At 54.0% G+C, this 24,525-nt stretch carries 21 protein-coding genes; 9 read left to right on the top strand and 12 right to left on the bottom strand.

Features of this window, described 5'->3' with window-relative positions; all coding sequences use genetic code 11:
- Window positions 1-171 precede the first annotated feature (171 nt).
- Entirely contained in the window at window positions 172-1,368 is a 1,197-nt protein-coding gene (gene metC / locus SGR01S_RS15335) for a cystathionine beta-lyase (protein WP_061807889.1), read from the top strand.
- Window positions 1,369-1,521: 153 nt separating this feature from the next.
- Window positions 1,522-2,184, top strand: a complete 663-nt coding sequence (locus tag SGR01S_RS15330) for a DedA family protein (RefSeq protein ID WP_037416618.1) — start codon at window positions 1,522-1,524, stop codon at window positions 2,182-2,184.
- A 27-nt stretch (window positions 2,185-2,211) separates the two neighbouring features.
- On the opposite strand, the gene SGR01S_RS15325 is transcribed toward SGR01S_RS15330, so the two are convergent.
- Window positions 2,212-3,132 carry a LysR family transcriptional regulator gene (locus SGR01S_RS15325; RefSeq protein WP_037416615.1) on the bottom strand — a complete coding sequence of 307 codons (921 nt, stop codon included), beginning with the start codon at window positions 3,130-3,132 and terminating at the stop codon, window positions 2,212-2,214.
- Between the two features lie 108 nt (window positions 3,133-3,240).
- On the opposite strand from SGR01S_RS15325, the gene SGR01S_RS15320 reads away from it, so the two are divergent.
- Window positions 3,241-4,269 carry a zinc-dependent alcohol dehydrogenase family protein gene (locus tag SGR01S_RS15320; protein WP_061807888.1) on the top strand — a complete coding sequence of 343 codons (1,029 nt, stop codon included), beginning with the start codon at window positions 3,241-3,243 and terminating at the stop codon, window positions 4,267-4,269.
- A gap of 21 nt (window positions 4,270-4,290) precedes the next feature.
- On the opposite strand, the gene SGR01S_RS15315 is transcribed toward SGR01S_RS15320, so the two are convergent.
- The gene (locus SGR01S_RS15315; protein ID WP_370452817.1) at window positions 4,291-5,178 is read right to left on the bottom strand and encodes an AraC family transcriptional regulator; all 888 of its coding nucleotides are present in this window, start codon (window positions 5,176-5,178) and stop codon (window positions 4,291-4,293) included.
- Between the two features lie 223 nt (window positions 5,179-5,401).
- On the opposite strand from SGR01S_RS15315, the gene yqhD reads away from it, so the two are divergent.
- Window positions 5,402-6,565 carry an alcohol dehydrogenase gene (gene yqhD, locus SGR01S_RS15310; RefSeq protein WP_061807887.1) on the top strand — a complete coding sequence of 388 codons (1,164 nt, stop codon included), beginning with the start codon at window positions 5,402-5,404 and terminating at the stop codon, window positions 6,563-6,565.
- Window positions 6,566-6,875: 310 nt separating this feature from the next.
- Window positions 6,876-7,700, top strand: coding sequence for a 2,5-didehydrogluconate reductase DkgA (dkgA, locus tag SGR01S_RS15305; RefSeq protein ID WP_037416606.1), 825 nt, complete (start codon window positions 6,876-6,878; stop codon window positions 7,698-7,700).
- Window positions 7,701-7,788: 88 nt separating this feature from the next.
- Here dkgA and SGR01S_RS15300 read toward each other — a convergent pair whose 3' ends face one another.
- From SGR01S_RS15300 to SGR01S_RS15285, 4 genes are all read right to left on the bottom strand, one after another.
- Window positions 7,789-9,195 carry a GH1 family beta-glucosidase gene (locus SGR01S_RS15300; RefSeq protein ID WP_061807886.1) on the bottom strand — a complete coding sequence of 469 codons (1,407 nt, stop codon included), beginning with the start codon at window positions 9,193-9,195 and terminating at the stop codon, window positions 7,789-7,791.
- Complete coding sequence (locus SGR01S_RS15295; RefSeq protein WP_037416601.1) at window positions 9,192-9,521, bottom strand: PTS lactose/cellobiose transporter subunit IIA; 330 nt, start codon at window positions 9,519-9,521, stop codon at window positions 9,192-9,194. Before SGR01S_RS15295 ends, SGR01S_RS15300 begins: the two co-directional genes overlap by 4 nt.
- Window positions 9,518-10,837 carry a PTS sugar transporter subunit IIC gene (locus tag SGR01S_RS15290; protein ID WP_037416599.1) on the bottom strand — a complete coding sequence of 440 codons (1,320 nt, stop codon included), beginning with the start codon at window positions 10,835-10,837 and terminating at the stop codon, window positions 9,518-9,520. The genes SGR01S_RS15295 and SGR01S_RS15290 overlap by 4 nt, the downstream gene beginning before the upstream one ends.
- A gap of 86 nt (window positions 10,838-10,923) precedes the next feature.
- Window positions 10,924-11,235 carry a PTS sugar transporter subunit IIB gene (locus tag SGR01S_RS15285; protein ID WP_061807885.1) on the bottom strand — a complete coding sequence of 104 codons (312 nt, stop codon included), beginning with the start codon at window positions 11,233-11,235 and terminating at the stop codon, window positions 10,924-10,926.
- A gap of 406 nt (window positions 11,236-11,641) precedes the next feature.
- Between SGR01S_RS15285 and SGR01S_RS15280 the strand changes: the two genes are divergently transcribed.
- Window positions 11,642-12,247 (top strand): transglycosylase SLT domain-containing protein, encoded by a 606-nt coding sequence (locus SGR01S_RS15280; protein ID WP_061807884.1) that lies wholly within the window; start codon window positions 11,642-11,644, stop codon window positions 12,245-12,247.
- Between the two features lie 59 nt (window positions 12,248-12,306).
- Here SGR01S_RS15280 and SGR01S_RS15275 read toward each other — a convergent pair whose 3' ends face one another.
- A complete protein-coding gene (locus SGR01S_RS15275) occupies window positions 12,307-14,472 on the bottom strand; it encodes a YgiQ family radical SAM protein (protein ID WP_017894017.1) in 2,166 nt (721 codons plus the stop codon).
- A 182-nt stretch (window positions 14,473-14,654) separates the two neighbouring features.
- On the opposite strand from SGR01S_RS15275, the gene SGR01S_RS15270 reads away from it, so the two are divergent.
- The gene (locus tag SGR01S_RS15270; RefSeq protein ID WP_061807883.1) at window positions 14,655-15,533 is read left to right on the top strand and encodes a PfkB family carbohydrate kinase; all 879 of its coding nucleotides are present in this window, start codon (window positions 14,655-14,657) and stop codon (window positions 15,531-15,533) included.
- 35 nt (window positions 15,534-15,568) lie between these two features.
- On the opposite strand, the gene SGR01S_RS15265 is transcribed toward SGR01S_RS15270, so the two are convergent.
- Window positions 15,569-16,828: a nucleoside permease gene (locus SGR01S_RS15265; RefSeq protein ID WP_061807882.1), complete on the bottom strand. Its 1,260-nt coding sequence runs from the start codon at window positions 16,826-16,828 to the stop codon at window positions 15,569-15,571.
- 80 nt (window positions 16,829-16,908) lie between these two features.
- A complete protein-coding gene (gene xapA, locus SGR01S_RS15260; protein ID WP_061807881.1) occupies window positions 16,909-17,730 on the bottom strand; it encodes a xanthosine phosphorylase in 822 nt (273 codons plus the stop codon).
- A gap of 151 nt (window positions 17,731-17,881) precedes the next feature.
- Here xapA and SGR01S_RS15255 point away from each other — a divergent pair, with 151 nt between their 5' ends.
- A complete protein-coding gene (locus SGR01S_RS15255) occupies window positions 17,882-18,802 on the top strand; it encodes a LysR family transcriptional regulator (protein ID WP_061807880.1) in 921 nt (306 codons plus the stop codon).
- Here SGR01S_RS15255 and ftsP read toward each other — a convergent pair.
- The 3 genes from ftsP to parC form a co-directional block, all read right to left on the bottom strand.
- Complete coding sequence (gene ftsP, locus SGR01S_RS15250) at window positions 18,799-20,214, bottom strand: cell division protein FtsP (RefSeq protein ID WP_061807879.1); 1,416 nt, start codon at window positions 20,212-20,214, stop codon at window positions 18,799-18,801. The two genes, SGR01S_RS15255 and ftsP, sit on opposite strands and share 4 nt — an antisense overlap.
- 132 nt (window positions 20,215-20,346) lie before the next feature.
- Window positions 20,347-21,081, bottom strand: coding sequence for a 1-acylglycerol-3-phosphate O-acyltransferase (locus SGR01S_RS15245; RefSeq protein ID WP_037416577.1), 735 nt, complete (start codon window positions 21,079-21,081; stop codon window positions 20,347-20,349).
- A gap of 241 nt (window positions 21,082-21,322) precedes the next feature.
- Entirely contained in the window at window positions 21,323-23,596 is a 2,274-nt protein-coding gene (gene parC, locus SGR01S_RS15240) for a DNA topoisomerase IV subunit A (RefSeq protein WP_061807878.1), read from the bottom strand.
- A gap of 316 nt (window positions 23,597-23,912) precedes the next feature.
- Here parC and SGR01S_RS15235 point away from each other — a divergent pair, with 316 nt between their 5' ends.
- Window positions 23,913-24,494, top strand: coding sequence for an NAD(P)H-dependent oxidoreductase (locus SGR01S_RS15235; RefSeq protein ID WP_037416574.1), 582 nt, complete (start codon window positions 23,913-23,915; stop codon window positions 24,492-24,494).
- Window positions 24,495-24,525: the final 31 nt, after the last annotated feature.

Genomic DNA, 24,525 nt, shown 5'->3' with positions numbered 1-24,525 from the left:
TGCTAATCGCAACCCAGCAGAAGGATGACGTGCAGGAACAGCATCAGACAGAGGATTGCATCCGTTTCCGCATTTGGCGGTTAAAACGTCTGGATGGCTATTAAATGTCATGCTAACGTAAGGGCTAACGTAAATGGCCCGTGAAGATTCAATAAAGGTGAGCCCGCTCCTATGACGTCAAAAAACATCGAAACCACCCTGATAGGCGCCGGGCGCAGCAAGCGCTATACACAGGGCTCAGTCAATCCCATCACCCAGCGCGCTTCTTCACTGGTCTTTGATTCCGTCGCCGCCAAAAAGCACGCTACTGCCAAACGCGCACAGGGTGAACTGTTTTATGGCCGACGTGGCACTCTGACGCATTTCGCGTTGCAAGATGCGATGGTCGAACTGGAAGGTGGAGCGGGTTGTGTGCTTTATCCTTGCGGTGCGGCGGCGGTTTCCAACGCCATTTTGTCCTTTGTCAGCGCTGGCGATCACCTGCTGATGACCGGTTCTGTCTATGAACCCACGCAGGATTTTTGCACCCATATCCTGAGCCGTATGAACGTAACGACGACCTACTTCGACCCATTAATAGGCGCCGATATCGCCGGGTTGATTCAGCCCAATACGCGCGTGGTGTTCCTCGAATCGCCCGGTTCGATCACCATGGAAGTGCAAGACATACCCGCCATGGTACAGGCCATCCGCGCCGTCGCGCCCGACGTGGTGATCATGATCGATAACACCTGGGCCGCCGGTGTACTGTTCAAGGCGCTGGACTTCGACATCGATATTTCGATTCAGGCCGGCACCAAATACATTATTGGTCATTCCGATTACATGCTCGGTACTGCCGTAGCGAACCAACGCTGTTGGGATCAATTGCGTGAGTACTCTTATTTGATGGGCCAAATGGTGGATGCTGATACCGCTTATATGGCCAGTCGCGGGCTGCGTACGTTGGGTGTGCGTCTGAAGCAACATCAACAGAGCAGCATTGAAGTCGCTAACTGGTTAATCGGAAGGCCCGAGGTTGCTGTGGTCAATCACCCCGCGCTACCCAGTTGCAAGGGCCATGAGTTTTACCGTCGTGATTTCAGCGGTTGCAACGGCCTGTTCTCTTTTGTGCTGAAACAACGTCTCAGTGACGTGCAGTTGGCCGATTACCTGGACAACTTTAGTCACTTCAGCATGGCTTATTCCTGGGGAGGCTATGAGTCGCTGATCCTGGCCAACCAACCGGAGGAACTGGAAGCGATCCGCCCGGCGGGTGGCGTCGATTTCTCCGGAACGTTGGTACGCCTGCATATTGGCCTGGAAAACGTGCAGGATCTGATCGACGATCTCGCCGCCGGGTTCGAGCGTATTACTAACGCGCACTGATACATCACCTGTTACAGCGGTAACTTTATTCGCCTCGTTTAATGTGTGCTTAAGCTATTAGCGGTACACTAGGCGGGTAACTGTCAGATACGGTCAACACCGCATCCTGGAGTACGTGGCTCCAGGCGCAACCGGCATGCAACAGGATATATAATGGATGTATTACGAGAGATTGTTCATGCGCTTTGGCAGCAGGACTTTATAGCCCTTGCCGATCCAAGCGTCATTTGGGTGGTTTATGCGGTACTTTTCACCACTCTATTTTTAGAAAACGGATTACTGCCAGCCTCCTTCTTGCCCGGCGACAGCTTGCTGCTGCTATCCGGCGCATTGATCGCCAAGGGCGTGATGGCCTTTGTTCCTACGCTGATCATTTTGACCGTCGCCGCCAGCCTTGGTTGCTGGTTGAGCTACCTGCAAGGACGCTGGCTGGGCCACACTAATCTGGTAAAAGGTTGGCTCCTGCAACTGCCTGCCCAATATCACCAACGGGCGCACAACCTGTTTAATCGTCATGGTCTGATGGCACTGGTGATCGGCCGTTTCCTTGGTTTTGTCCGTACCTTGCTGCCAACCATGGCCGGCATTTCTGGCTTGAACAGCACACGTTTTCAATTTTTTAACTGGCTGAGCGCAGTGATTTGGGTTGGCGCAGTGGTCGGCCTTGGCTACGCCTTCAGTCAAATCCCGTTAGTGAAACGCTACGAAAGCCAGGTAATGACCGGGCTGATGATTCTGCCGCTGGTTCTGCTACTGGCTGGCCTGCTGGGCGCCATGGTGGTTATCTGGCGCAAGAAACGCGCAGCTTCTTCCTGATACGCTTACGGGCGGCATTAGCCGCCCCTACAAAGCTTTTTCGACCAGCGCCAGGCTCGGGGGCAACTTGCTCACCAGCGTATCCACCGCCAGCCGTACCTTCAACGACAAATGTGGCGTTTGCGGCCATACTGCGTGAGCTTCAAATGACATGCCGGGCCGCTCACTCATCAGCCTGACCAATTCCCCTTTCAGCAACGATTCCCGTACCAGCCAACAAGGTAACCAGGAAATGCCAAACCCAGCCACCGTGGCATCCGCCATCGCCTGCAGGTCATCCATCTGCAATCGCTTGTTCGGCATTACTTCCTGTACGTTGCCGTCGCTATCCGGGATCAGCCAGTTATGCACCACACCGGCACGCATGTAAGTCACCGCGTCATGCTGAGTCAATTGTTCAAGGCTTGTCGGTTCGCCATGCTGTTGTAGATAAACCGGCGCAGCGCATAACGTCATACGGTGGTCGCCAATATGCCGCGCCACCAGCCCACTGCTGCTAACCAGCGTTCCATTGCGGATCGCCAGATCAAAACCATCCTCAATCAAATCTACCACGCGGTCGTTGAACGACAGTTCCAGCTCCAGCCCCGGGTGCTCACGCGCCAGACCGGTCAACAGCGGCGCAATGCACATGCGGCCAAACAGCACCGGCATCGACACCCTTAGCCTGCCGCTGACCTGCTGTTTGCCCGACTCCAGCAGTGTTTCTGCGGTGCGAATCTCCTCAAGCGCCCGTAAGCAACGTTCATAAAACAGAGCGCCGTCGTCGGTCAGACTTAAACTGCGCGTAGTCCGGTGGAACAGGCGCACAGCCAATCGCTGTTCCAGACGGGCAATGGTTTTCCCCACCGCCGAACGTGAAAGGTGCAGCCGGCTGGCTGCCAGCGCGAAGCTGCCCGCCTCCACGGCGGTGACAAACACCGAAATACCGTTCAATCGGTCGGTCATGATTTGTAGCCTTTAGAGAAACAATCAAAGGAAATCTTATCGCCACTGGAGAACCTCAATCAACGATAATATCCACAGGTCTGTTTATCACTGACTTTGGAGTCAATCATGGCCGAAACAATGCAACGCTGGACAATGGATGCCCTCGGGCGTCAGCACCTGAAACTAAGTGAAAGTGCCATTCCACAACCGGGGCCACATGAGATTAGAGTGAAAGTGAACGCGGTATCACTTAATTACCGCGATAAGTTGATGATCGAAACCGGCATGGGGCTGGAGCTGCCACAGCCGTTTATTCCAGCCTCCGACATGGCCGGTGAAGTCGACGCAATTGGCGCCGATGTCAGCCGTTTCCGGCCAGGCGAGCGGGTAATTTCCACCTTTAGCCCCGGTTGGATAGATGGCAGACAGAAGCCGTATGGTAATGCGCGCACCCCGCCATACCATACGCTGGGCGGTTTTTATCAGGGCATGTTGGCGGGATATGTGGTGCTGCATGAGGACTGGCTGGTGGCCGCCCCCACCTCGTTGGACGACGCGCAGGCCAGCACCCTGCCTTGCGCCGGGCTAACCGCCTGGTTCGCATTGGTGGAACAGGGTCACCTGTTTTCTGGCCAATCCGTGCTGGTACAGGGCACCGGCGGCGTGGCGCTGTTCGCACTGCAAATCGCCAAACTGCACGGTGCCAAGGTGTATATCACTTCCAGCAGCGACGAAAAACTGGCACGAGCCAAGGTGTTGGGGGCCGACTACGGCATTAATCGCCTGGATGGCGATTGGGTAGAGACGGTGTATCGGTTAACACAGGATCAGGGTATTGACCATGTGATCGACACCGTTGGCGGCCCTAACCTCGGCAATTCGGTCCGCGCCGTCGCCGTGCAGGGACGCATCTCGGTGATCGGTGCGCTGGAAGGCTTTGAGGTCTCGGCCCCTGCCGGACCGTTGCTGCTAAAATCGCCGGTGATCCAGGGGATTGGTGTCGGCCACCGCCGCGCACTGGAAGATCTGGTGCGGGCGGTGGATGCCAATGGCTTGCAACCGGTGATTGATCAACGCTATCGCTTTGACCAACTGCAACAGGCACTCGATCATCTCGATCGCGGGGCGTTTGGCAAAATTGTACTGACGCGCTGAATTGGCGCCCCGGCTACGGGATTAGCCCTCCATCATTAGAGGAGGATTATCACGCAGTCGGGCCACTTCGTCGCTTGGCGTCACGCCAAAGAAGCGTTTAAATTCGCGACTGAACTGCGAAGCACTCTCATAGCCGACGCGGATCGCTGCGGTGCTGGCCTTCAGGCCGTCGTGGACCATCAGCAAACGCGCCTTGTGCAGCCGATAGGATTTCACATACTGCAACGGCGAGGTATTGGTCACCGCCTTAAAGTTATGGTGAAACGCCGAAATGCTCATGTTCACTTCACCCGCCAACTGCTCAACGTTGAGGCTGTCGGCATATTGGTTCTCGATGCGCCGCAGCGCCTTGGCTATTTGGCTGAAGTGGGTATGGCGATTGACCAGTTCCTGCAACGACGTCCCGCAGCTGCCACGCAACACGTGATACAGAATTTCGCGCACAATCTGCGGCCCCAGTACCCGCGCATCGAGCGGTTTGGCCATCACGTCCAGCAGGCGTTCGGTGGCGCACAAGAGCTCTTCCGATAATTCAGCCAGGTTCACCCCACTGCTCTCTCGGCGTGGTTTCATCAGATAGTCATCGTCGCCGATGTCGATCAGTAAATCCTGCAACATCTGACTATCGATATTCACCGACAACCCCACCAGCGGCAACTCTGGGCTGGCAAAGGTTTCACACTCGAAAGGCAATGGCACCGTCATCAGCAGGTAATTACGCGGATCGTATTGGAATACCCGATTACCGCAGTAACCAACCTTGTGGCCCTGGAAAATGATCACGACGCCGGGTTCGTACATCACCGGCTGACGCGGGCAGTGGCGGTCGACATAGAGGATTTTCACCAGTGGTACCGGCGAGGGCGTATAACCGTTGCTCTCGGCAAAACAGGCCGCTTGGCGCGCCATACGACCGCGCAGTTCATCGATTTCACTCACGGAAACACCCTCTTACACTAAGAACAATTCGGCATAAATAATAGTTTAAAACTCTGCTTTTCTACAACGCTTTGTAGGAATAGGCAAGACTCGGGCAGGAATGAGCATTGTGCTACGGGGCCAGGTTACTGACAATACACCCCAGATATTTTGCGCTATCCGGCGCTTGCCTTATGCAGAAGAGAAATCAGCCATGCAAAACTTTATTCTTCATACCCCAACCAAAATCCTGTTCGGCCAAGACCAAATCGCAGGTCTGGCGCAACAAATTCCTGCCGATGCTCGCATTCTGATCACCTACGGTGGTGGCAGCGTGAAGAAAAACGGCGTATTGGATCAGGTTTATGCCGCGCTGGCAGGCCGAAATGTACTGGAGTTCTCCGGTATTGAGCCTAACCCAACCTACGAGACGCTGATGAAAGCGGTCGACGTCGTGCGTGCAGAAAACATCGACTTCCTGCTGGCTGTTGGCGGCGGTTCCGTCGTGGACGGCACCAAGTTCATCGCTGCTGCAGCCCGCTACACCGCAGATAACGATGCATGGCACATCCTGAAAACCGTCGGCAGCGAGATCAAAGACGCGGTGCCTATGGGTTGCGTACTGACATTGCCAGCCACCGGTTCTGAATCCAATAGCGGTGCAGTTATCACCCGTAAAAGCAGTGGCGATAAGCAGCATTTCTTCTCACCACACGTACAGCCCCTGTTCGCCGTACTGGATCCGGTAGTGACCTATTCATTGCCAGCGCGCCAAATCGCCAACGGCGTGGTTGATGCCTTTATCCATACCATTGAGCAATACCTGACTTACCCGGTTGATGCCAAGGTGCAAGATCGCTTTGCCGAAGGCCTACTGCTGACCTTACTGGAAGATGGTCCACGTGCGCTGGCTGAGCCAGAAAACTATGGGGTGCGCGCCAACGTGATGTGGAGTGCCACCATGGCGTTGAACGGTTTGATCGGCGCGGGCGTGCCGCAGGATTGGGCAACCCATATGCTGGGTCACGAACTGACCGCCATGCACGGTCTGGATCATGCCCAAACACTGGCGATTGTCCTGCCGGCGTTGTTGATCGAGAAAAAAGCACAAAAACGCGAAAAACTGCTGCAATACGCTGATCGCGTTTGGGGCTTGCGTGATGGTAGCGAAGACAGCCGCATTGACGGCGCCATTGCCGCCACCCGCACCTTCTTCGAGCAAATGGGCGTTCCAACCCGCATGGCCGATTACCAGCTCGACGGCAGCTCGATCCCAGCACTGCTTGATAAGCTGCACCAGCACGGTATGACCGCGCTCGGCGAGCACCAAGATATTACTTTGGAAGTGAGCCGACGCATTTATGAAGCGGCACGTTAATCGCAAACCCGCGATTTACTGCTAGGCTTTAGTTTCTGTTTGTCATTTCTGCCCCTGCGTCCGACTCATCATCGGGCGCAGTCCCAAGCACTATTCCGATATCACTGAAATTTGGTTAGCGAACTCAGCACTACCCTGGTTTGCCAGCTAGAATTTACTGACATGACCTAAATAATTCGAGTTACAGGGAGGCGGTAAGCGCGAGGATCCAGAAGGACTTGCGAACAACACACCTGCAACTTGAAGTATGACGGGTATAGCCGTTCTCGGTGCATGCAGCACCGGGCAATCCGTTGACAAGGAGATACGCATGACAACGCAACAACCCATCATCAAACTCCACGATGGTAACCTGATGCCGCAGTTGGGTCTCGGCGTTTGGCAGGCGAGTATTTCAGATACCACCCAAGCGGTGATCAAGGCGCTGGAGGTGGGCTATCGCTCGATCGATACCGCTGCGATCTACAAGAACGAGGAAGGGGTCGGCGCAGCGCTGCAAGCCTCCTCGATCCCCCGCGATGAACTGTTTATCACCACCAAACTGTGGAATGACGATCAAGGCGATCCACAAGGCGCACTGGAAACCAGTCTGGAAAAGCTCAAGTTGGACTATGTCGACTTGTATCTTATCCACTGGCCGAAACCACAGCAGGATCAGTACGTGGATGCCTGGCGCGGGCTGATCAAGCTACGCGAACAAGGGCTGGTTAAAAGTATTGGGGTATGCAACTTCCACACCCCACACCTGCAGCGTCTGCTGGATGAAACCAACGTCGCGCCCGTGATTAATCAGATCGAACTTCACCCACTGCTGCAACAACGCCAATTGCGTGCCTGGAATGCAACGCATCACATCGCTACCGAATCCTGGAGCCCATTGGCACAGGGCGGTGAAGGCGTATTCGACCAAGCGGTCATTAAGGACCTGGCGGAAAAATACGAGAAAACACCTGCGCAAATCGTGGTGCGCTGGCATCTGGACAGCGGTTTGATCGTGATCCCGAAATCGGTCACACCATCACGCATTCGTGAAAACTTCGAGGTCTTTGATTTCAAACTGGATAAAGACGAACTGAGTGAAATCGCCAAACTGGATATTGGCAACCGTTTAGGGCCGGACCCAGACTCGCTGTAGTTCACCGCGTTGTCTAAATGGTAGGGGGGATACATGCCGTTCCCCCTACCCTAACCAACATTAAATCGGGACGAACATGGTCGTCCCCCTAGTACAGTTGCTCGCCGTTAGTGGCGATCACTCGCTGATACCAGCCAAAGCTCTGCTTTTTCTTGCGTGCCAAATTATTGTCGTGATCGACGTACACAAAGCCGTACTGTTTCTGGTAGCCGTTGAGCCAAGAGAGCAGATCGATAAACGACCAAGGGTAGTAGCCGCGCACATCGGCCCCCTGTTCGATCGCCGCACCGATCGCCTGAATATGATCGCGCAGGTAGTCAATCCTCGGTTGATCGCGTACCTCTCCCTCGACGATTGGATCTTTGGCACCCAATCCGTTCTCGGTAATGTAGATAGGGATGTTGCCATAGCGTTTGACGATGCGCCCAATGGCATCGGTCAGCCCCTGCGGATACACTTCCCAGTCCCAATCGGTGTAAACACCGTTCGGGTTGCGCACCAGTTTGAACAGCCCTTTGAAACCCAGCTCACGCCCGCTGCCTTTCTGGCCACTGGTGTTGATGGCATAACCGTCCACGTCGTCGTTATGCGCTACCATTTCACGCTTGTAATAATTCAGCCCGATAAAATCTACGATGTTCTCCTTTAGCAGTGCCTCATCGCCTGGTGCAAAATACGGCACGCCAAAGGCCTGCTGCGCCATCGCCAAGAGCTCTGCCGGGTATTCCCCCTTCAGGACGGGATCGTACAGCCAGTGGGTGAAGATCCCCTCAGCGATCTCGCAGGCTCGGCGATCCTCTGGCGAGTCACTGATCGGATCGTTGGGTTGCAGAACGTTGACGAAGCCAATCTGCCCGTTGATCTGCATTTCCCGGAAGCTTTTCACCGCACGAGCATTGGCCAGAAACACATGGTGGCAGGCCTGAATGCCTTTCTTCGGATCGGTTAACTTCGGCGGATGCGCCCCGGTGATATAACCCATACCGATAAATACGATGGTCTCGTTAAAGGTTGACCACAGCTCGACGCGGTCGCCAAAACGCTGATAACACAGACGGGCATATTCATCGAAGGCATCGACGATCTCACGCGATTCCCAGCCGCCAAACGCGTCCTGTAACGCTTGCGGCAGATCCCAGTGGTACAGGGTGATCATCGGTTTAATATTGTGTTTGAGCAGTTCGTCGATCAAGTCACTGTAGAATTGAATCCCCGCTTCGTTTACCTCTCCCCGCCCCTGTGGCAATAGCCGTGGCCAGGAGATCGAAAATCGATAGGTTTGCATCCCCAGTTCAGCCATCAACGCCACGTCTTCGCGAAAGCGATGGTAGTGATCAACCGCTACATCACCGTTGGTGCCCTGATAAGTGGTGCCGGGCAGATGGGAGAACAGATCCCAGTTGGACAGACCTTTACCATCGGCATCAAAGCCGCCCTCAACCTGATACGACGCCGTCGCCGCTCCCCAGAGAAAATCCTTCGGAAATACGCTCATTGGTTTTGCACCCCATTCTGTTCCAGTAATCGGTAAATTCTCACCAGTTCCTCCACCAGATCGCGGGCCAGCATGGCATTCATGATGTGATCCTGCGCATGCACCATAATCAGGTTGACCGGCAACTTGCCTTCCCCTTCATCAAACCCAATCAATTCAGTCTGAGTGGCATGGGCACGTTTGGCCGCCAGCTGCGATTCCGCCAACAAAATATCTACCTGATCCCACTGGTATTTACGCGCCGCGTACAGCGCTTGCATGGCACAACTGCGTGCCTCACCGGCGTTGATGATCAACTCCATGACTGCCGTTTCCATATCCATCATTCGGTGACTCCCTGCGTTTGTTCAATCTGCTCCGCTTCACTCACTTCCTGGTCCAACAGTTGTTGCTCATAGACCTTGAAGAACGGGTAGTAGATCAGCGCCGATACCGCCGCCAACAGCAGCACCAACAGTGCAGCGCGGAAATCCCAGCCGGTGGCCCAGGCCGCGCCAATTGGGGCTGGTGCAGTCCAGGGCACTACTGAGATCACGCGGCCAATCAGATCCAGCTTCACTGCCGCATAGGCAATGATCGAATTGACGATCGGCGCTGTGATAAATGGGATAAAGAAAGTGGGATTCATCACGATCGGCGTGCCGAAGATCACCGGCTCGTTGATATTGAAGCAGCTTGGCACCAGGCTCAGCTTGCCGATCGAACGTAAATGCGCTGAACGGCTACGCAGATAAAGCAGCACCAGACCAAACGTCGCCCCCGATCCGCCGATGACGATAAAGAAGGTCCAGAAAGCTTCCATAAAGATATGCGGCATTGGCTGGCTGGCGGCCAGAGCATCCTGGTTGATGCCCAGATTGGTCAGCCAGAATGCCTGCAGCATGCCAGAGACGATCACCGCACCGTGAATACCGGCGAACCACAATAAATGGCCGATCAGCACCGCCAACAGGATCGCCGGCAGCGAGTCTGCGGCAGAAATCAGTGGCTGGAACAGCGCCATGATCGCCTGCGGCAACAGCAGGTTGAATTGGTGTTGAACCAGCAAGCTAAGCGGATACAACGTGATCACCACCGCCAGGATCGGGATCAGCAGATCGAACGATTGCTTGATCTTGGCCGGCACCTGTTCCGGCAGAGAGATACCGATATTTCGTACCTTGAGAAAACGGATCAGTTCAGTGGTATAAATTGCCACAAGAATAGCCGTAAAGATCCCCACACCGCCCAAGGCAGCTGTCGGTAACATCTTTTCGGTTTGCGGCGCGGCGACCAATAAAAACGACATTAGCGCCAGCATCGCTGCCATGAAAGGATCGAGCTTATAGCTCTGTGCCAAATTGTAGGCAATGGCCGCAGTAATATAGACGGACATAATTCCCATCGTCATATTAAACGGGGTAAGAATGGCAACCTGATGTTTTTCTGCCGTACCCAACCACCATTGGGCGATTCCCCAACTGCTGTCAGCGGAAAAAGGCGGATACGCGAAAACCAGTAAAAATGAGCCGACAATCATAAACGGCATTGCAGAAATAAAGCCGTCGCGGATCGCCATAATATGTCGCTGAGTCGATAATCTACCGGCAATCGGGCTGATGCGGTTTTCAATAAAATTGAATGCAGCCTGGCTGATACTCATGGTTCAACCCTCGAGACGTTCTGAGTCAATGGTCACGGGGCGAGAAAGCCTACGGCAACGGGCTACAGCAGGCGGCCCCGGTAGAATTAGCGTTGTGCAATCATCGCCAACGCTTCGGCGAGAATTTTATCGCCACGCATCATGCCGTAATCCATGCTGTTTATAACCGCAATGGGTTTATTTTCCTTGTCGGCGATCTTTTTAAAATCGGCCAATTTATATTTAATCTGCGGACCAAGCAGGCAACATTGATAATTCTCCAATGTCGTTTCAAATTCATCTATACCGACGGCGATAATATCAACCTCAATCCCCTGCTGTTCGGCAGACTTTTTCATTTTATTCACCACCATGCTGGTCGACATCCCGGCTGCGCAGCATAAAAATATTTTTTTCATCCGTTCTCCTGGGGGCAATATCCCCGTCGCCTTTCAAGCTGCAGCGTTGTTACCTGCACTCACTGACCCCAGTTACTTACTTAAGTAAGCGCCTGGAGATAAGTGAGCTGGTCGCCTAGCTGCAACTTGAAATTCATAGGGCATAGGTACAAATGATTCAGTTGAAGAATGAGTATGGTTTCAAAAATGAAAAAACAGCAACCGGTTTCAGTAACCGGTTACAGTGTTTGAACAGGTTCTGTGAAGGAGATCCAAAATTGCTGCCGATACCTCATTCTTCCTGTCGAAAGCGCCCAAAACCTCTGATTTTTACTAAAGATCTTTCCGACGGCTGACGTTATGATGACGACACCCGGCCCCGACCGCCGGATCAATACCGTTAAAAATAGATAACGCACGGAGCACAATGAAATCTTCCCTATCACAGTGGTCACGCCTGAGCATACTTTGCGTCATGTTGATCCTGGCCGGTTGTTCCAGCAAAAAGCCACGAACCAGCTACGATGCTCACGCTTTTGATGATGCGATCGAAGATGCTGCGGATAAATACGATGTCGATCATAAACTGATCACGGCGATGATAAAAGTAGAGTCCGGCTTTAACCCAGCAGCAATCAGTCGCTCCAATGCTATCGGCTTAATGCAGCTGAAAGCCGATACCGCAGGATGTGACGCCTATCGCTACAAGGGCAAACGCGGCTGCCCGGACGAAGACGATCTGCTGGATCCTGATACCAATATCGATCTCGGTGCGGCCTACATTGCCGTGTTGCAAAAACAGCAGCTTAAGGGGATCAACAACCCTGTCAATCTGCGTTACGCCACCATCATCGCCTACGTAAACGGCACCGGCGCACTGTTGCGGACCTTCTCCAGCAACCGCCAGCAAGCTATTTCGATGATTAACAACCTGTCGCCGGAAGCCTTTAACTGGCATATACGTAAATATCATCCAGCCCCGCAGGCACCACGCCACTTGATGAAAGTGGAAGCCGCCTACGATCAACTGTGATTTAAAACGAAAAGGAGAACCCGGGGGTTCTCCTTTTCGTTTAAACACTGACTTAGCCGTTAAGGCTTACTATTACGGATTGGCTTGCGCGGCGGCTTATTGGACGGCGTACGCTGACGAGTGATGTCAGTATGCTTGGTTAACGCAGGGCGAGTATGGCGCTGCAAACGCTTGGCTTCACGCTGCTCGTCAATGCTTGGCGCCGGTACCAGACACTCGCGACGGCTGCCGATCAGATGCTTCATACCCATCTCTTCCAGCGCGGTGCGGATCATCGCCCAGTTGGCCGGGTCGTGATAACGCAACAACGCTTTATGCAAGCGACGCTGGCGATCGCCCTTCGGTATCACCACATCTTCACTCTTGTAACCCACTCGGCTCAGCGGGTTTTTACCGCTGTAATACATGGTGGTGGAGTTAGCCATCGGTGAAGGATAGAAGTTCTGCACCTGATCAAGACGGAAACGGTTTTTCTTCAACCACAGAGCCAAATTCACCATATCCTCATCACGGGTGCCCGGATGCGAGGAGATGAAATACGGGATCAGGTACTGCTCTTTGCCTGCCAGTTTGGAATAGTGGTCAAACAATTGTTTAAACCGATCGTAGCTGCCCATGCCCGGCTTCATCATTTTCGACAGCGGACCTTCCTCGGTGTGTTCCGGGGCAATCTTCAGGTAACCGCCCACGTGGTGGGTCGCCAACTCTTTGATATAGCGTGGATCTTCCACGGCCAGATCGTAACGTACGCCAGAGGCAATTAAGATCTTCTTGATGCCTTCCAGTGAACGTGCACGACGGTACAGCTTGATCGTTGGTTCGTGGTTGGTATCCATGTAGGTACAAATCTCTGGATACACACACGAGGCGCGGCGGCAGGTCTGCTCAGCACGCGGATTGGTGCAGCGCAGCATGTACATGTTTGCCGTCGGACCGCCCAAATCGGAGATTACGCCAGTAAAGCCCGGCACTTTGTCACGAATTTCTTCGATTTCGCGAATAATGGAATCTTCTGAACGGCTCTGGATGATGCGCCCTTCATGCTCGGTGATCGAACAGAATGAACAACCACCGTAGCAGCCACGCATGATGTTCACCGAGAAGCGGATCATGTCATAGGCGGGAATGGTTTCCTTGCCATAGGACGGATGCGGAATACGCTGGTACGGCAGGGCAAACACACTGTCCATTTCCGGCGTAGTCAGCGGGATCGCCGGCGGGTTAATCCACACGTAGCGATCGCCATGTGACTGCATCAGTGCACGCGCACAGCCTGGGTTAGTTTCGTGATGCAGAATACGCGAGGTGTGTGCATACAGCACCTTGTCGGCCTTCACCTTCTCAAAGGACGGCAGCAGCACGTAGGTTTTTTCCCACGGCTTCGGCTTGGCCGCGCGAACGGTCACCGGCTTGGCTTCCGGTTCCGGCTTACCGCCGTCGGCGCACGGCAGATCGTCACCGTAAGGATTAGGGATTGGCTCAATGCGGCCCGGCTTGTCCAAGCGGGTAGAATCCACGCCGGTCCAGCCCGGTAACGCGCCCTTACGCATCACCGCTGTATTACGAATATCGTGGATTTCACTGATTTTTTCGCCTGCTGCCAGACGGTGTGCCACTTCCACTAACGGACGCTCACCGTTGCCGTAAATCAGCATGTCAGCTTTGGAGTCCACCAGCACCGAGCGGCGCACGGTATCAGACCAGTAATCGTAGTGTGCGATGCGACGCAGGCTGGCTTCGATGCCCCCCAATACGATCGGCACATCTTTATAAGCTTCTTTACAACGTTGGCTGTAAACCAGTGTTGCACGATCCGGGCGTTTGCCGCCCACGTTGCCGGCAGTATAAGCATCATCGTGGCGCAGTTTACGGTCCGCGGTATAGCGGTTGATCATCGAGTCCATGTTACCGGCAGTGATGCCGAAGAACAGGTTCGGTTTACCCAAGCGCATGAAGTCTTCTTTATTGCTCCAGTCCGGCTGCGCAATGATGCCCACACGGAAGCCCTGCGCTTCCAGCATGCGGCCGATGATCGCCATACCAAAGCTTGGGTGATCGACATAAGCATCACCGCTGATAATGATCACATCACAGCTATCCCAGCCCAGTTGATCCATCTCTTCTCGCGACATGGGTAAAAATGGCGCAGTGCCATAGCATTCGGCCCAATAAGGCTTATAGGAAAATAATTCACGATCGGGTTGGATTAGGCTGGTGGTGCTCATTCTGGTGCTCTTATACAGGTTAATTAATCGCCGGGCGGCGATTATACGCACTAGTGGCAAAAAGAGCATGGTTATTTCACACATTAGTCACAACACAAGGGGCTTGCCCCTCGACTCTGCTCGCTTGCACCGTCATCATAGCGCATTCTGTTCGGCCCACCGGTCGGCAGCGGAGGACATGAATGAGTGAGTTTTTAGCAGTAAAGCCTGTCCTGGTACTGGGCAGTGCGATCGGTGAAGTGACGCTAACGCAGGAACGGAAGATTGGCGGCGGTGCGTTTAATGTCGCGCAAGCGCTGATGCATTTACAGGTGCCCGTGATCAACGGCATGCCTGTCGGCAACGGTGACTGGGGTGCCGCGATTGAAGCAGAAATGCAGCAGATGGGCCTGCCAGTGCTGCTGCGCCACGGCCAGATGGACAACGGCCAGCGCCTGATACAGAAGCCGTCCAACGGAGAGCCGGTTCTTGTTATCGAGCCTGGCTGCGAAACCCAATGGAATAAAGCCCAGTTGTCCACCCTCCCGTTGACTGAAGACACCCTGATTTACATCAGTGGCGAGCAACTGGTTGGGGACAACGGTGAAGCATTGCGCGATTGGCTGACGCGCCTGCCTTTTGATCAACGCCGTCTGATCGCCCTTGGTTCACAGGTCGGTCAGCTCGATGAAGATTTCTTCGCCATGCTCAGCGACAGCCACAGTTTGCTGACGTTGAACCGTAGTGAAACAACCACACTCTGCGGTACAGGTGATGTACTTTCCGCTGCCCGAGGCTTCGCCAGCGCTCATAACCTGACGCTTGTTTGTCTGCTGGACCGCGACGGCGTCTGGCTTTGTGATGGTGATGCCCCACCACTACAAATTGCCGGCTATCCGGTTGAAGACACGAGCCCAAGCTGTGCCCACTGCATTGGTCTGTTGGCTGGGTTGTCGGCCGGCTGGTCAGTGCCACAGGCCGTGGATCTGGCCAACCGGGTCGCTGTTTGGTGGGGAGCAAATCAGGACGCCACCGGGACGCCGGACTGGCAACAACTGCAACGATGCTTTCCTGACGTTTAAGTCAAAACGGGCGCCTTTAGGCGCCTGTTTCCTTTTTAATGTGCCCGTTGTACCGACCCCGCATTCTCCTCAGGCCGATGCTGATAATTAAAGGTCAGCGCAAAAACGATGCCCAATACCAACGTATACAACGCGAAGATCAACCAGATACTCTGCCAATCTTTTATGCCGTTGTGGGTGAAGAAATCCACGACCTCGCCGCTGGCGATCGCCCCCACATAAGCACCGATCCCGTTAACCATGGTCATAAACAGCCCCTGAGCGCTGGCGCGGATGCGGTGATCGGCTTCTTTCTCAACAAAGATGGCCCCGGAAATATTAAAGAAATCAAAGGCACAGCCGTACACAATCATCGACAACAACAGCAAGACAAACCCGAAACCGGCCGGTGTGCCATAAGCCAGAAACAGGAACCGCAACGTCCAGGCCGCCATACTGATCAACATCACCTGTTTGATACCATATCGACGCAGGAAGAACGGGATCGTGAGGATAAAGAACACCTCAGAGATTTGTGACAACGACAACAGCACCGCCGGGTATCTGACGCTTATGCTGTCCTGATACAGCGGGTTGCTCGCAAAATCGTGCAGGAAGGGGTTCCCGAAGGTATTAGTCACTTGTAGCGCAGCACCCAACAACATGGCAAACAGGAAAAATAACGCCATGCGTCGCTGACGGAATAACACCAACGCGTCCAGCCCCAACACGCTGAACCAACTTTTTGATTTTTCCACCCTGCTGGTCGGGCAATTCGGCAACGTCAGCGAATAGAAAGCCAACAGCAGCGATACCCCAGAGGCCAAATACAGTTGCATATTGCTGAGTTCAATCTTGCTAAAGCCGATCAGCCACATCGCTACAATAAAGCCAACGGTGCCATAAACCCGTACCGGCGGGAAATCTTTCACCGTGTCGTAACCTTGCTTCTCCAGACAGAAATAGGAAATGGCATTGGAAAGCGAAATGGTGGGCATATACACCATGGCATTGAACAACATGACCCAGAACATCACCATAGGCTGCTCAACCTGTGCAGCGCAGTAAAGTGCACCCGCGCCGAACAAATGGCACAACGCATACAGATAGTTGGCCTTGATCCAGCGATCGGCCAGAATGCCTGCCAATCCTGGCATAATCAGCGCTGCGATACCCTTCGCGCTGTAAACCATGCCCACCTGCAGCCCGCTGAAATGCAGGGTATTAATCATGTAAGATCCCAGCGTGACCAGCCAGGCCCCCCAAATAAAGAACTGCAGAAACACCATCACCTTCAGTCGCGTTTTTATTGCCATCACCATCACCTTATTATTCTGATTAAAACGATGATTCGCACGGCAAGGCCCCTGTGCCCTACCGTGCAGGGACTACAGCATTACAGCGTTTTGAAGAACTCACGGATCAGGCGCATAAAATCTTCTGCCGCCAGCGCAGCGCAGCTCAGGGTTTGCTCATGAGACAACGGCGTATCGGACAGCCCCTCGGCATAGTTGGTCATCGCAGACACCACCAACACCTTCAGCCCGCAATGACGTGCAGAAAGCACTTCCGGCACGATAGACATACCCACCACATCACACCCCAGCGTTTGCATCATGCGGATTTCCGCTGGTGTTTCGAAATTAGGCCCGGTGTAAGCGGCAAATACCCCTTCGGCCAGCGGAATACCCACGCGTTCAGCCACCTGGGCCAACTGGCTGCGCAGGTCACGATCATAAGCGTTCGCCAGGCTAAAGAAACGCGGTCCAAAACGCTCATCGTTATCACCAACCAATGGCGATTCAGGCATAAAATTGATGTGGTCAGTAAGCGCTACCAGGCTGCCCGGTGGTACCGACTGGCGCAGCGAACCGGCTGCGTTGGTCGCCAGCAGGAATTCACAACCAAGCAATTTGAAAGTACGCACGGCGGTGGTCATCACTTGCATGCCGCGGCCTTCGTAATAGTGCCCACGCCCTTTCATGCACACTACCGGCACGCCCTCCAGCCAACCGGCGACCAGTTGCCCAGCATGACCCACCACACTGCTGACCGGGAATCCCGGCAGCTCAGCGTAGTCGATTGTCAGCGTGTCGGTCATCACCTCCGCCAGCGCGCCCAGCCCCGAGCCCAGTATCAATGCAGCTCGCGGTTGGAAACCCGGCATGCGGGTGCGGATCACGTCAGCACAGGAAAAAGCATCTTCTTGATTAAACATTGTATTCTCTTCTGTGAGGGGAGGAAGTAACCCCCATAGTAGAGAGCGATGTCCGGCGGCGACCAATACATTATTGGCGGCCTATTTATTCCATTTACCTATAAATTGGCAGTATCAGGAGGCCATCATCAGCATCAAACAGCCCCAGCAAATGCCAGACCCAAGCCGGATTAATTTCCGCCTGCTGCACTATTTCCGTGTCGTAGCGGAGGAAATGAACTTCACTCAAGCGGCACTCCGGCTAAATATTTCGCAGCCGCCGCTTAGCAAGCACATCAAAGATCTGGAGAGCCAACTGGGTGTCGCGTTGTTTAAACGCACCACCCGCTCGATGGCGTTGACACAGGCCGGACGAATGCTGTTTCGCAACGTAGAAATGTTGCTGGATCAGGCCGGGCATGCGCTGAATCAGGTACAGCAATTGGGCCGTGGCGAGGCTGGCCACATGGTCATTGGCATGGTTGGTACTTCAGTATGGGGCGGATTGATACCGGCACTTAAGCGCTTTACCGAGCAAACGGTCAATGTCACCTGGGCTTTAAACGAACTGACGCCCAGCCAACAGATCACGGCACTGCAAAAGCGTCATATCGATATTGGCGTCTGGCGAGAAGCCAGGGAGCAAGTATTACCGGGGTTGGCGAGTCAATTGCTGGCGCGGGAGAATATTGCGGTGGTGCTGCCACTGGATCACCCACTGGCGCAAGCAGAAAGCCTACCGCTCGCAGCACTGAGGCATGAAAAGTTCATGGTCCTACCGCCACACGAGGCCAGTCTGGGGTTATATCTGCACAACCTGTGCCTGCAGCAGGGGTTTAAACCCGATATCGCCTATCAGGTCAACGAACCGCAAACCCTGATGGCGCTGGTGACCGAAGGTTACGGCATCACACTGCTGCCGGACAGTTATGGACGTATCCCGTGGCCCGGCGTGCGTTTCTGCCCGCTACAGCAGGCGCCATCGGCAGATTTATACGCCATTTATCATGCTGACAGTGCAACGCCGATAGTGCAGGCATTTCTGGAAATGCTGCGTGCGGGTCCGCAAGATGAACCCACACAGCATGCTTAAAGGGCTGGCTGCACCATAAACTGGCCTGCACTGCCGCGATCCGCCATTTCTAGCGTCTGGCTGTAGTAAAGGAACGGGAAATGTTCTGAGGTGGACTGGTTGAAGTAAACCAGCAGTTCGACGTCACCGTCGATCCACACCGTGTCTTTCCAACCACGATCTTCCGCCATTGGCTGAGCGCCGTTAACCCGTTTCACCAGGAACTGAACGCCCTGAATGTGGAACGCCTGCGGAGTATCCGCATGGATATTCCAGCGTTCCCAGCTACCTTGTTGCGTTTGTACATCAATGCGGTTCATGTCCCAGACCGCCCCGTTGATCCCGGCCTGGCTGTCGCCCAAACGGAATTCACGGGTACGGCTGACACTGCCATCCAACAGTTGATCCGCCAGCAAACGCATTGGCAAATTATCGGTCACCAGCGGCAATAGCCCTGTTGGTTTCAGCGTCAACACCTGGGTTGAAACCAGAATGCTTGACGGCTCAAACAGCCCACGCAGACGATCCATAATACCCGCGGCTTCACCGGCGGTGATTGTCACCTCATCGCCTTTAGACATGTCGATCAGCACTTCACGACGCTCACCTGGCGCCAGTGAAAGCTGCTGTACCGCAACCGGCGCAGGCAGGAAACCCTGATCGCTGGCAATAACGTTAAGCGGTCGGCCGTCACTTAATTGCAGCATGTAACGACGTGAGTTGGAAGCATTAAGCAGGCGCAAACGCACCCAACCACGTGATACTTCGACGTACGGGTTTTGCACACCGTTAACCAACAGCGTATCGCCAACAAAGCCGCCTTGCGACGGCGGGTCATATTCCGGCGTACCAAAGTTATCTAACCGCTTGTCTTGAATAATCAGCGGGAAGTCATCAACGCCGTAATGGTTTGGCAATGGGAGTGCCTTGCTGACTTCATCTTCAATCAGCCACAGCCCTGTCAGACCGTTGTAGACGTGCGGAGCCATACGGTTCGGCGTACTGGCGTGATACCAGCAGGTCGCAGCGTTCTGGCGGATAGGCAGCACAGGTGACCAGTCGACGTTAGGCGACATCATGCGCGGGGCACCGCCCGTTAGTGTCCCGGGCACTTGCAGACCGCTAATGGTCATCGCCACCGGCTCCGGCAGACGGTTGCTGTAGATGAGCTTTACATCATCACCGTTGTAAACCCGCACTGTCGGCCCAAGATACATACCGTTAATGCCCCACACTGAGGCTTTACGGTTATCCATAAATGCCCAATGCGCGCGCTGCAGCGTTAAAAACAGCGGCTGTCCACGACGGGATTCAAGCAAGGGGGGAATAGGTAATGGGGTCTGCATTCCGCTCGCCTCAGCCCTCAGCGGCACGGATCCTGCGCACAGCGCCAAGCCCGATGCCTGAATAAACTGACGTCGACTGAGTGACATATTTTCTCCATGAAAAGCAATAACTAAACCGTGTGCAAAGACCGGGCCCCTGATAATCAGATTAGCAGGAGCCCGGGCGTTAACGGCATCTGACGCCGTTTAAAAGTTCATTCTTTGAAGCCGGTAGGAATATTATTTTCCGGCCGCATTGCGCTGGGCCACTTCCGCATCCAGCTCGGCAATTTTCGCCAGCATCAGCGCATGGCAATGGGCCGCCAGCTCACGCACATTTTCTTTACTGTAATGACTAATATCTACCGGTTCTAACATTTCGACGATCGCATGGCCATTATTCCAACGGTTAAGATTAATTTTACCGCTGGTGGTAGAAACACAAATCGGCACAATTGGCACCCCAGCGGCGATCGCTGCGTGGAACGCACCCGTTTTAAACGGCATCAACCCACGCCCGCGGCTACGGGTGCCCTCTGGAAACATCCAGATCGAAATATCTCGTTTTTTAAACTGTTCGGCTACCTGTGCAATGGTGCCATGTGCTTTGGCACGATTATCACGGTCGATCAACAAGTTACCCGTCAGCCAATACAGAGGACCGAAGAAGGGTACCCACAGCAGACTTTTTTTACCCACCGTCACGGTACGCGGTTGAACCACCTTGGCGGCGGTTACCATATCGTAGTTATTCTGATGGTTAGCGATGTAAATACAGTTGCCATTTTTAGCCGCACTGGCCGGCACGCGAATTTCCACTTTTAAGCCGAATAACCCGGACAGGCGACCAAACAAGTGACCAAATGTCGCCACATGGCGAGGATCACGTGGGCTGAATAGACAGTAAATAGAACCAAAAATGCACACCAAAATACAATAGAGAGTGGCGAGCACGGCACGCAAAATCAATAACATAACAACCTCATTAGCACACTGCCGACGCAGCCTGATGCGCTGCGCAGATCCCTTTACTCGTTCTTTGATTGCAGGCCCCGAAAAAATCGCCCGCATTTTTTTGCTATTTTCCCGCCAGCCGGCGATACGCACAATAATTTTATGCAGAGAAATGTTAACTATTTGAAAATAATTGCCGGTGGTGGGAAATCAAGCGGGCGCAGCATGCTGCGCCCGTTTTGTTATCCTGCTATAGCAGGACTTATTCTTCGCTGTCGCCCGTAGGGGCACGTGCTGGTGCATCAATCTCTACGCGATCGATTCGCTGCAACCCACGTGGCAGTGAGGTGCCTTTACGGCCGCGCTCCGCACGGAATTTCTGCAAATCTTCTGGGCGCAACGTCAGTTTACGTTTGCCCACATGCAGAGTCACAGAAGTTTGCGGTGGCAACACGAACAGCCACGTTAACTTATCTTCACCAGATGCGGCCTGCGCTGATGGGATAGAGACAATCTTGTTGCCCTTACCTTTCGACAACTGCGGCAGATCTGCAACCGGGAACAATAACATGCGTCCCGCAGCAGTGATCGACAACAGCATGTCGTCGTCGCCGTGAATTTCCATCGGTGCCAGCGCCTTGGCGTTATCCGGCAGAGTTATCATCGCTTTACCGGCACGGTTACGCGCCACCAAATCGTTGAAGGTACAGACGAAGCCATAACCGGCATCGGATGCCATCAGCAGCTTCTGATCGTCTGCCGCCATCAGCACTTGCTCAATGGTCGCGCCCGGCGGTGGCGTCAGTTTACCGGTCAACGGTTCACCCTGACCACGTGCCGAAGGTAACGTCAGCGGATCAAGCGCGTAACTGCGTCCGGTGGAGTCGATAAACACGACCGGCTGGTTGGTCTTGCCACGGGCCGCACTGCGGTAGCTGTCGCCAGCCTTGTAGCTCAAACCAGTTGGATCAATATCATGGCCCTTGGCGCTACGCACCCAACCCATTTCAGACAACACAATGGTCACAGGCTCAGACGGCACGAAGTCATGCTCGCTCATCGCCTTGGCTTCTGCACGCTCAGTAATCGGCGAGCGACGATCGTCGCCATAGGCCTGTGCATCTGCCTGGATCTCTTTCTTGATCAGGGTATTCAGCTTGCGCTCAGAGGCCAGCAATGCCTGCAGCTGATCGCGTTCTTTTGCTAACTCGTCCTGCTCACCACGGATCTTAAACTCTTCCAACTTCGCCAAATGGCGCAGTTTCAGTTCAAGAATGGCTTCCGCCTGAGTGTCAGTAATGCCAAAACGCTGCATCAGGACCGGCTTGGGTTCGTCCTCACTACGGATGATGTGGATCACTTCATCGATATTAAGGAACGCCACCAGCAAACCTTCCAAGATGTGCAGGCGTTTCAGCACTTTTTCCAGACGGTAGTTCAAGCGGCGGCGGACTGTGTCACGGCGGAACGCCAGCCATTCGGTAAGGATTTCCACCAACCCTTTAACTTGTGGGCGGTTGTCCAGACCGATCATATTCATGTTAATACGGTAGCTTCGCTCCAGATCGGTCGTGGCAAACAGGTGGTTCATCACCTGATCCAGATCGATACGGTTTGAGCGCGGCACAATCACCAGTCGCGTTGGGTTTTCATGATCGGATTCATCACGCAGATCTTCAACCATTGGCAGCTTTTTGGCGCGCATTTGGCTGGCGATCTGTTCCAATACCTTGGCACCGGACACCTGGTGTGGCAAGGCGGTGATCACCGCACTGCCGTCTTCTTTTTTCCAAACGGCGCGCATGCGTACTGAGCCGCGGCCATTTTGATAAATTTTGCGGATTTCGTCGCGTGGCGTAATGATCTCGGCTTCGGTTGGGAAGTCTGGCCCCTGTACGAACTCGAGCAACTCTTCAAGCGAAGCGCCTGGCTTGTCGATCAGCGCCACGGCGGCGGCGGCCACTTCACGCACGTTGTGCGGTGGGATATCTGTCGCCATACCAACAGCAATACCGGTGGTGCCGTTCAGCAGAATGTTGGGCAGTCGAGCCGGTAACATCTTCGGCTCCTGCATGGTGCCGTCAAAGTTCGGTACCCAGTCAACGGTGCCTTGGCCCAATTCGGCCAACAACACTTCCGCATATTTGGACAGGCGGGATTCGGTATAACGCATCGCGGCGAAGGATTTCGGGTCATCCGGCGCACCCCAGTTCCCTTGGCCGTCTACCAACGGATAGCGATAAGAGAACGGCTGGGCCATCAACACCATCGCTTCGTAGCAGGCGCTGTCGCCATGCGGATGGTATTTACCCAGCACGTCACCCACAGTACGGGCGGATTTTTTGAATTTGGCGCTGTTATTCAGCCCCAGCTCAGACATGGCGTAGATGATGCGGCGTTGTACCGGCTTCAAACCGTCACCAATGTACGGCAACGCCCGATCCATGATGACGTACATGGAATAGTTCAGATAGGCGTTTTCAGTAAATGTGTGCAGCGGTAAACGCTCTACACCGTCATGAGTCAGATCACTCATTACTCAATTATCCTCAGACCGTGGCTTGGCAATCCCTGGACGACAAAGGGTTGATTCTGTCCGCGATAGTAACTCATCAGCAGGGTGGCTGTCACAGATGGCGCAGCAATCGTCCGGTAAAGCCAGCTCATCAGCGCGTTTTATTCGAAATCCAGTCATTTGGCACGCATTTATTGACTCAGAGTCAACACTGTTGTGCGCTGGATCCCATTTTTACTTACACTGCTAACCATTAAACTCCTTGTCAGAGAAATGTCTCCCAGCCTTCAGATGCGGAAGACATCACATATTTTAACTCTGACAGGTGCCGTGAAAAATGAGCAATATCCTGATTATCAATGCTAAAAAACAGTTTGGTCATTCTAATGGCGAACTCAACCAGACCATGAGCGACGTCGCGGAAAGCTTTCTGCGCGACATGAAGCATGACGTACAAGTCACTGTGGTTGATGACGGTTACGACATCGAGGCCGAAGTACAAAAATACCTGTGGGCTGACGTGGTGATTTACCAGATGCCGGGTTGGTGGATGGGTGAGCCGTGGATCCTGAAAAAATATATCGATGAAGTGTTCACCGCCGGGCACGGTAGCCTGTACGCCAGCGACGGTCGCACCCGCTCCGATGCCGGTAAGAAATACGGCTCAGGTGGCCTGATCCAAGGCAAGAAATACATGCTGAGCCTGACCTGGAACGCTCCGCTGGAAGCCTTTACCGATCCAGAGCAGTTCTTCCATGGCGTCGGCGTCGACGGCGTGTACCTGCACTTCCATAAGGCCAACCAGTTCCTGGGGATGGAAGCACTCCCAACCTTCATTTGTAATGATGTGATTAAACAACCAGATATCGACGGCGACATCGCACGTTATCGCGCGCATCTGACAGAAATTTTTGCTTAACTAGCATTATGCATGTCAATCAATGAGGTAG

It is taken from the genome of Serratia grimesii NBRC 13537 (assembly GCF_001590905.1).
GTDB lineage: Bacteria > Pseudomonadota > Gammaproteobacteria > Enterobacterales > Enterobacteriaceae > Serratia > Serratia grimesii.
Note: the sequence above shows the minus strand (reverse complement) of the source record. Positions and strands in the feature narration are given on the sequence as shown.